Here is an 8,257-nt window from a genome sequence, read left to right as displayed (position 1 = left end):
GACGGGGTCTGGGGGGTCGGAGTGGGGCACTTGCGCTCCTTCCGTACGGAGGCCGCGCGGGGTGTTCCGGGACGGGACGACGACGGACGACGGGGCGGCGAGTCGACGGGAGACGGCGGGACGACGGCGAGAGGGAGCCGGGGGGAGGAGCCGGGAGCGGCTGAGAAAATGTGAAGAACGTCCGATGAACACCGATAGCCGGAAAGCGGGGGCCGGTCAAGGAACGCGGCATGCGGGAGCGCCACGGCGTGTCCGGGGGCGCTCTCCGGGCTGTCCGCGCCCCGGGGCGGTCGATGCGGCGCGCGCGTACGGGCGCCCGCGCAGGGGGATGCCGTCGCCGGCGCAAGAGGAGGGGGGCGCGCCGACGACGGCGTGCTGCCGGCCGCAGGCGGCGGAGAGGGTGGTCGACGACGCAGCCAGCAGCGAGGCCGACACCGCTCTGCGGTGACTCACCGGCAGTACGCGTCTTTGACGAACGACGGGTGCCCGGGGTTCCCGGCATCGCCTGATTCCGGGGAATTGGTACGGGAGTGAGGGGAGTGACCGAATGTCCCAGGGGGGCAGGGGATGGACGGGCCGTCAGCACTCAGGGTGAGCGGGCCGTCCGGGCGCTTGGCCGGCCGCCGGAGCGCCAGGGCGCCGGAGAGGCCATCAGGGCGCCAGAGGGGCCGTCAGGGCGCCGGAGGGGCCCTCGCAGCGCCGGGGGAGGGCGTGTCCGGGCGCCGGAAGAGCCGCCGGCACGCCCAACGGGTCGTTCCGGGCCGTGAAACGCCGTCAGGGCGCCAGGAGCGCCCAGTGCTCGTGCAGGGCGCGGACCGTCTCCGTAATGGCCGGGCGGCGGGCCGCCCCCGGCCGCCACAGCGCGTACAGCCGCCGCACCGGGGTCGGCGCCAGGGGCACGGCCACCACCCCGTCGGGCAGCGCGATCCGGCCGAGCCGCGGCACCAGGGCGACCCCCAGACCGGCCCCGACCAGCGCCACCTGCGTCTGGAACTCGGCCACTTGGTGGGCCAGGACCGGCTCGCGCCCGGTCGCGCGGAGCGTGCGCACCAGCCAGTCGTGGCACACGGTCCCCGGCGGCTGGCAGATCCAGCGGCAGTCGGCCAGATCGCTCCGGTGCAGGCGCTCGCGCCCCGCCAGCGGATGGTTCGCCGGGACGAGCACGTCGGAGAGGTCGTCGCCGATCACGGCCCGCTCCACCCCGTCCGGCAGGGGCAGCGGGGCGATGTCCCAGTCGTGCGTGACCGCGAGGTCCACCACCCCGCGGGCCACCAGGTCCACCGAGAGATGCGGGTCGATCTCGGTCATCCGGACGTCCAGGGTGGGGTGCAGCCGGGCGAGCCGGGCCAGCACGCCGGGCATCAGCCCGCGCGCGGCGGAGGCGAAGGCGGCCACCCGCAGCCGGCCGGTGGGCTGCCCGCGCCGCTCCTCCAGCGTGGTCTCGGCCTCCTCCACGATGGCCAGCAACCGCTCGGCGGTGTCGGCCAGATGGCGCGCCGCGTCGGTCAGGGCGACCCCGCGCCCCTGCCGCTCCAGCAGCGTGGTCCTCGTCTCCCGCTCCAACTTGGCGATCTGCTGGGACACGGCGGAGGGGGTGTAACCGAGGGCGACGGCCGCGGCGCCCACCGAGCCGTGCACGGAGACCGCGTGCAGGGCACGCAGCCGGGACAGATCCAGCACGGTCGGTTCCTCCCCCGGGGGCGGCGCCCCACAGCCCCTCGTACGGCTCGCGCGCGGCTCCGGCACGGCCGCGCGGGCACGGCGACGCGTAAGCGTCACTGAATACAATCATGAAGATACTCGCGCTGGTGCTTCACGATCATCCCCGGCGATGCTCGACGCATGCGTCCTGCACACATCGCCCTCGCCGTCCTCGTCACCGCCGTCTGGGGCGTGAACTTCGTCGTCATCGACGTCGGGCTGGACCGCTTCCCGCCTCTGCTCTTCGCCGCTCTGCGGTTCCTGGTGGCCGCGGTGCCCGCCGTCTTCCTCGTCCGCCGCCCGACGGTGGGCCGGCGCTGGATCATCGGGGTCGGCGCGGCCCTGGGCGTCGGCAAGTTCGGGATGCTCTTCGTCGGCATGCACCTGGGCATGCCGGCCGGGCTGGCCTCCCTGGTGCTTCAGGCGCAGGCGGTGTTCACCGTACTGATCGCGGCGGCGGTCCTGGGCGAACGGCCCCGGCCCGTACGGGTGGTGGGCATCGCCCTGGCCTTCGCGGGCGTCACCGTGGCAGCCGTCGACGAGGGTGCCTCGGGGCCCCTGCTGGGCTTCGCCCTGGTGGTCCTCGCGGCGGCGATGTGGGGCGTGTCCAACGTCCTCACCCGCAAGGCCGCCCCGGACGACGCGCTGGGCTTCATGGTGTGGGTGTGCCTCGTGCCCGTACTGCCGCTGTCCCTTCTGTCGTTGCTCATCGAGGGCCCGGAGGCCGACCTGGCCGCCCTGCGTGGAATCGACTGGAGCGGCGCGGGGGCGATCCTGTTCGTGGCCTGGGTCAGTACGGTGTTCTGCTTCGCGGTGTGGAGCTCCCTGCTGCGCCGCTACGACGCGTCGGCGGTGGCGCCGTTCTCCCTGCTGGTGCCCGTCTTCGGCATGTCGTCGGCCGCGCTGTTCCTGGGCGAGTCGGTGAGCGCCTGGCGCTGGGTCGCCGCCGTACTGCTCGTCGGCGGGGTGGCGGTGACCTCCTTCCGGCCGGCGGCCGGGGGAAAGCGAGCGGCCGACGGCGTGTCAGCGGCCGGCTCGAAGCCGGTGATCGGCTCGCAGCCGGCCGCCGGGGTCACGACAGCAACCGGCGCAGATGGTCACGGCCGCGCTCCAGGAGCGGCGGCAGTTCCGACGCCCGCGGGTACCAGCGCTTCTCGTACTCCCAGCACAGCCACTCCGGGTGCGGCGCGTGGGGCGACCCCGGGCGGTCCGGCGGGCCCGGCAGGTCCCCCGCGGCCGGTGCCGCCGGTGGGACCGGTCCGCCTCCGGTAGCGGCCCGCGCCCTGAGCGGGGCCAGGCACGCCGCGAGCGGCAGCGCGCCCTCGCCCAGGGCGACCGGCGTCGGGTCCTGGGCCGAGACCACGTCCTTGACCTGCACACAGCCCAGGTGGGGCGCGAGCACGGCGTGGGTGGCGGCCGGGTCCTCGCCGGCCAGCCAGGGGTGCAGCACGTCCCAGACGGCCCCCACGCTGCCGTGCCCCACCAGGCCGAGGACCCGCGCCACCGCCACGCCCGTACGGTGCGAGTCATGGGTCTCCAGCAACAGCCGCAGCCCCAGGTCCGCGGCGAGGGGCGCGACGGCCGCGAGCCGCCGGGCGGCGGCCGCGTCGGCCTCCTCCTCCGGCGCGTCGCCCCCGCCCGGGAACACCCGTACGGCGCCCGCCCCCAGGTCGCGGGCGAGCTCCAGCAGTTCTCCCAGCACGTCGACGACCGGCTGGTCGGGGCCCGGCGCGGCCACCGTGGTGTAGCCGGCGACCACCGGCAGCTCCAGCCCCGCGTCCCGGAAGCACCCGGCCGCCGCCGCGCGTTCGGCCGCCCCGCTGCCGGGGTGCACGGGCTCCTCCGGGTGCGCCCGCAGCTCCACTCCCGCGAAGCCGTGCCGGGCGGCGAGCCGGGCCACCTCGTCGAGGGGCGTGCCGGGCAGCCCCAGGGTCGAGAGGGCGAGTCTCATGTGCGGTCTCCTTCGGTCGTGGGCTCTCCCGCTCACCCGCCGTACGGCCACCCCCAGGGTGGCCCATGGCGGCGCGCCGGCGGGACATGCCGCGCGTCGTCCCCACCGCCTACCCGCCGAAACGGCCGTGACGTCCCCTTGTCGGCGTGGGCCACCCGGGTTAGCTTCGTCGGCGACCCAGCGGCGCACCCCCGGGGTGGCGCATCCCGGGATCGCGCCCCCGGGATGGCGCATCCCCGTGGTGGGGAGGAGCAGGCCCTTGGCACGCGACGACGCCGGCCCGGCACCCGGGTCCGTCAGAACGGTGACGATCGCCATGAACGGGGTGACGGGCCGCATGGGGCACCGTCAGCACCTCGTGGGCTCGATCCTCGCGCTGCGGGCGGCCGGCGGCCTCGACCTCGGGGACGGCACCCGGCTGTGGCCCGAGCCGGTGCTCGTCGGCCGGCGCGCGCCCGTACTGCGGTCGCTCGCCGAGCGCCACGGGCTGACGCGCTGGTCCACCGATCTCGACGCGGTGCTCTCCGACCCCTCGGTCGACATCTACTTCGACGCGCAGATCACCGCGGCGCGCGAGGCGGCCCTCCGTACGGCCGTCGCGGCGGGCAAGCACGTGTACTGCGAGAAGCCCGTGGCGGCCGGCGCGGCGGCGGCCCTGGAGCTCGCCCGGCTCGCCCAGGGCCGCGGCGTCCGGCACGGGGTGGTCCAGGACAAGCTCTTCCTGCCCGGCCCGCGCGCGCTGAAGCGGCTGGTGGACGACGGGTTCTTCGGCCGGGTCCTCTCGGTGCGCGGGGAGTTCGGCTACTGGGTGTTCGAGGGCGACCGGCGGCCGGCCCAGCGGCCGTCGTGGAATTACCGTGCGGAGGACGGCGGCGGCATCGTCCTCGACATGTTCCCGCACTGGGAGTATCTGCTGCGCGAGCTGTTCGGACCCGTACGGGCGGTGACGGCCCGGGCCGTCACCCATGTGCCGCGCCGCTGGGACGAGCGCGGCGCGCCCTACGCGGCGACCGCCGACGACGCCGCCTACGCCGTACTGGAGCTCGACGGCGGGGTGGTCGCCCAGATCAACTCCTCCTGGGCGGTCCGGGTGCACCGCGACGACCTGCTGGAGCTCCAGGTGGACGGCACCGAGGGCTCGGCCGTGGCAGGACTGCGCCACTGCCGGGTCCAGCACCGCGCCACCACGCCCCGGCCCGTCTGGGACCCGGACCGGGCCGTGCGCGAGCCCTACCGCGACCAGTGGCAGCACGTCCCGGACGACGCCGCCCCTGACGGCGAGGCCGCTGACGGTGAGGCTTCCGGCTACGGCGGCCCGGACAACGGCGGCGCCCACGCCTTCCGGGCCCAGTGGGAGCTGTTCCTGCGCCATGTGGCGCTCGACGAGCCCTGGCGCTGGGACCTGTTCGCCGGCGCCCGCGGCACCCTCCTGGCCGAACTCGCCCTGCGCTCCTCCGCGGAGGGCCGCAGGCTCGACGTACCGGAGCCGCAGCGATGATCAGACTGCCGACGCCCGGTGGTGGGCTGCGCGACCACGTGCCCGGCCCCCGCTGCCCGGCCGCCCCCGCCTCGCCGGTGGCGCCCGCCTCGCGCGTGGTGCTCGCCGCGGCCCATGTGGTGGCCGATCCCCTCGCCGACACCTCCCCGGGCGCCCCCGCGGCCCTCGACTGGGACGCCACCCTCGCCTTCCGCCGCCATCTGTGGGCCCACGGCCTGGGCGTGGCCGAGGCCATGGACACCGCCCAGCGCGGCGCGGGCCTGGACTGGCCGGCCGCGGCCGAGCTGATCCGCCGGTCGGCCGCCGAGGCCAAGGCCGTCGGCGGCCTGCTCCTCTGTGGCGTGGGCACCGACCAACTGCCCCGCCCGGGAGGACTGCTGGCGGAGGTCACGGCGGCGTACGAGGAACAGCTCGCCGTCGTCGAGGAGGCCGGCGCGCGAGCAGTACTGCTGCCGTCCCGCGCGCTGGCGGCACGGGCGCGCGGCCCGGAGGACTACTACGAGGTCTGCACGCAGGTACTGCGGCAGGCCGCCGCCCCGGTCGTCCTCCACTGGCTCGGACCCGCGTTCGACCGGGCGTTCACCGGTTACTGGGGGAGCGAGGACGTCGACACCGCCGCCGGCACCCTGTTGGACATCATCGCCGCCCACCCCGGCGCGGTGGACGGCGTCAAGGTCTCCCTGCTGGACGCCGACCGCGAGCGGGAGCTGCGCCGCCGGCTGCCGCCGGGCGTGCGCTGCTACACCGGGGACGACCTGCACTACCCCGAACTGATCGAGGGCGACGCCCAGGGGGCGTCCGACGCCCTGCTGGGCGTGTTCGACCCCCTCGCGCCGATCGCCGCCGAGGCCGTGCGCCTGCTGGACGCCGGCGACCCGCGGGGCTTCCGGGCCCTGCTCGACCCCACGCTCCCCCTGGCCCGGCACCTGTTCGCGCCGCCGACCCGGCACTACCGGACGGGGATCGTCCTCCTCGCCTGGCTGGCGGGGCACCAGAGCCACTTCACCATGGTCGGCGGGGCGCACTCGGCGCGCTCCCTGCCGCATCTGGCACGCGCCTACGAACTCGCCGACGGCCTCGGCCTGTTCCCCGACCCCGACCTCGCGGCCGCCCGCATGGCGGCCCTGCTGTCGGTGCACGGGGTGCCCCAGTGAGCGGGGCCGGCGGCGCGGGAGGGCAGGAGCGGCTGAGCGGCGTGGGCGGGCCGGAGCGGCTGAGCGTCAACCACCGGACGATCCGCCAGTGGCCGCTGCCGCGGCTCGTCGACGGCTGCGCGCGGGCGGCCGTCGGCGGCGTGGGGCTGTGGCGGGAGGAGGTCCGCGCGTACGGGCCCGAGCGGGCCGGCCGGCTCGTCCGGGACGCGGGGCTGCGGGTGAGCAGCCTGTGCCGGGGCGGCTTCCTCACGGCCGTCGACCCGGCTCGGCGCGCCGCCGCCCTGGCGGACAACCGGGCGGCCGTCGAGGAGGCGGCCGCTCTCGGCGCCCCCGCCCTCGTCCTCGTCTCCGGTGGCCTTCCGGAGGGCGGCAGGGACCTGACCGCCGCCCGGGAGCGGGTGGCCGACGCGCTCGCGGAGCTCGCCCCGTACGCCGCGGCGCACTCCGTACGGCTGGCGGTGGAGCCGCTGCACCCGATGTTCGCGGCCGACCGCTGTGTGGTCTCCACCCTCGCGCAGGCCCTCCATCTGGCCGAGCGCTTCCCCCTCGAACAGGTGGGGGTCACGGTGGACACGTACCACCTGTGGTGGGACGAGCTGGCGCCGGAGCGGACGGTGCACGCCGGGCGCCTCGGGCGGATCGCCGTCGTCCAGTTCGCGGACTGGGTCACCCCGCTGCCCGAGGGCGTGCTCAACGGCCGCGGACAGCTGGGCGACGGCTGCGTCGACCTGCGCCACTGGCGGTCCGTGGTCGACGCGGCCGGGTACGACGGCCTCCTGGAGGTCGAGGTGTTCAACCCCGGGCTGTGGGCGCGGGACGGCGCGGAGGTCCTGGCGGAGGTGGTGGAACGCTTCCGCACCCGGGTGCTGTGACGGCGGCCCGGGCTCTCCGGTGCACCGGCTCAGTGCCTGCGGCGGCGGGCGATCACCGTCAGGGTCACCGGGAGGAGCAGTTCGAGCGCCGCGACGACGCGCTGCTCGGGCAGTCCGGTGCGCCGGGAGACGACCTTGGCGGTGGGCGCCGTGACCCGGCTGAGCACGCTCGTCGTCAGCCCGCCGAGCCCGCCGCCGGCCCCGCCGCCCGCCGCGCCGGCGGCGGGGGAACCCTCGTCGTCCCGGAGGTCGGGCGGCAGCGCGGCGATCGCCTCCGTGATCACCTGGCGGGCCGTCACGGCATCGGTGCCGAGCTGCTGGGCGATCTCCGCGACGCGGTCCTCACCCAGCTCCCGCACTACCTCGTTCCGCAGCGATTCGTCCGTCATGCGGCAAACGCTACGGGGCGGGCGGAGAATCGGCACGTCGTGTAACGGATGGATAACCGACGGAAACCGTGCAACCCTTCCCGGCCATCGCGGGTCGTAGAAGGCATCGGGCCTTCCGGGGGAGATCCGGGGGGATTGCGGGAAGGTCCGGCGAGGGGGGATCGCGAAGAGGCCCGGTCGGCGACGACCGGGCCTCTTCGAGCACGCGCGGGGCACGGCGCCCGCAGCCCTGCCAACACCAACACCGCGCGCGGTTCTGCCGGCTCCGCGCTCAGTCCTGCTGGCGCTCCGCGCTCGGTCTGTCGGCCTCGCGCTCCCCGTTCCGCCGCGCTCAGTCCTGCTGGCGCTCCAGCGCGGCGACCTCGTCGGCGGTGGGGTACGACGCCTGCGCCCCGGCCCGGGTGACGGCCGCGGCCCCGACCCGTACGGCGTAGCGCACGGCCGTGTCCAGATCGTCGCCGGCGCCCAGCCGCCAGGCCAGCGCCCCGGTGAACGCGTCGCCGGCGCCCGTGGTGTCCACCGCGCGCACGGGCACGCTCGGCACCCGCACCACCGTCCCGCCCCGCTCGACGGCGAGCGCGCCCCGGCCGCCGAGCGTCACCACCACCGAGCGCGGCCCCCGGTCGGGCAGGGCCGCCGCCCACTCCTCCAGCGCGTCCGCACCGGCCGGAGCCGATCCGTCCGCCCCGCCC

7 protein-coding genes and 1 pseudogene are annotated in these 8,257 nt (G+C 76.3%); 4 read left to right on the top strand and 4 right to left on the bottom strand.

Annotated elements, in window-relative coordinates; all coding sequences use genetic code 11:
- Nucleotides 1–774: 774 nt before the first annotated feature.
- Complete coding sequence (locus tag ACSNOD_RS25070; protein ID WP_436769310.1) at nucleotides 775–1,680, bottom strand: LysR family transcriptional regulator; 906 nt, start codon at nucleotides 1,678–1,680, stop codon at nucleotides 775–777.
- Nucleotides 1,681–1,842: 162 nt separating this feature from the next.
- Here ACSNOD_RS25070 and ACSNOD_RS25065 point away from each other — a divergent pair, with 162 nt between their 5' ends.
- The gene (locus tag ACSNOD_RS25065; protein ID WP_436769309.1) at nucleotides 1,843–2,973 is read left to right on the top strand and encodes an EamA family transporter; all 1,131 of its coding nucleotides are present in this window, start codon (nucleotides 1,843–1,845) and stop codon (nucleotides 2,971–2,973) included.
- 61 nt (nucleotides 2,974–3,034) lie between these two features.
- On the opposite strand, the pseudogene ACSNOD_RS25060 reads toward ACSNOD_RS25065, so the two are convergent.
- Nucleotides 3,035–3,652, bottom strand: a pseudogene (locus ACSNOD_RS25060) (sugar phosphate isomerase/epimerase family protein); the annotation flags it as partial.
- A gap of 316 nt (nucleotides 3,653–3,968) precedes the next feature.
- On the opposite strand from ACSNOD_RS25060, the gene ACSNOD_RS25055 reads away from it, so the two are divergent.
- The 3 genes from ACSNOD_RS25055 to ACSNOD_RS25045 are packed head-to-tail and all read left to right on the top strand — an operon-like array spanning nucleotide 3,969 to nucleotide 7,176.
- Nucleotides 3,969–5,150 (top strand): Gfo/Idh/MocA family protein, encoded by a 1,182-nt coding sequence (locus ACSNOD_RS25055; RefSeq protein ID WP_436769311.1) that lies wholly within the window; start codon nucleotides 3,969–3,971, stop codon nucleotides 5,148–5,150.
- Complete coding sequence (locus tag ACSNOD_RS25050; RefSeq protein ID WP_436769308.1) at nucleotides 5,147–6,304, top strand: DUF993 family protein; 1,158 nt, start codon at nucleotides 5,147–5,149, stop codon at nucleotides 6,302–6,304. The genes ACSNOD_RS25055 and ACSNOD_RS25050 overlap by 4 nt, the downstream gene beginning before the upstream one ends.
- Nucleotides 6,301–7,176, top strand: coding sequence for a sugar phosphate isomerase/epimerase family protein (locus tag ACSNOD_RS25045; RefSeq protein WP_436769307.1), 876 nt, complete (start codon nucleotides 6,301–6,303; stop codon nucleotides 7,174–7,176). Before ACSNOD_RS25050 ends, ACSNOD_RS25045 begins: the two co-directional genes overlap by 4 nt.
- Nucleotides 7,177–7,205: 29 nt before the next feature.
- Here the strand turns inward: ACSNOD_RS25045 and ACSNOD_RS25040 are convergent, their stop codons facing one another.
- On the bottom strand, nucleotides 7,206–7,565 hold the full coding sequence (locus tag ACSNOD_RS25040) for a hypothetical protein (protein WP_436769306.1): 360 nt from the start codon (nucleotides 7,563–7,565) through the stop codon (nucleotides 7,206–7,208).
- A 331-nt stretch (nucleotides 7,566–7,896) separates the two neighbouring features.
- On the bottom strand, nucleotides 7,897–8,257 hold a 361-nt coding region (locus tag ACSNOD_RS25035), incomplete at its 5' end, for a PfkB family carbohydrate kinase (protein ID WP_436769305.1).

The sequence above is a fragment of the Streptomyces sp. URMC 123 genome, from assembly GCF_051386515.1.
Classification (GTDB): Bacteria; Actinomycetota; Actinomycetes; order Streptomycetales; family Streptomycetaceae; genus Streptomyces.
The sequence above is the reverse complement of the archived record's forward strand: the minus strand, read 5'-3'. Positions and strand labels throughout refer to the sequence as shown.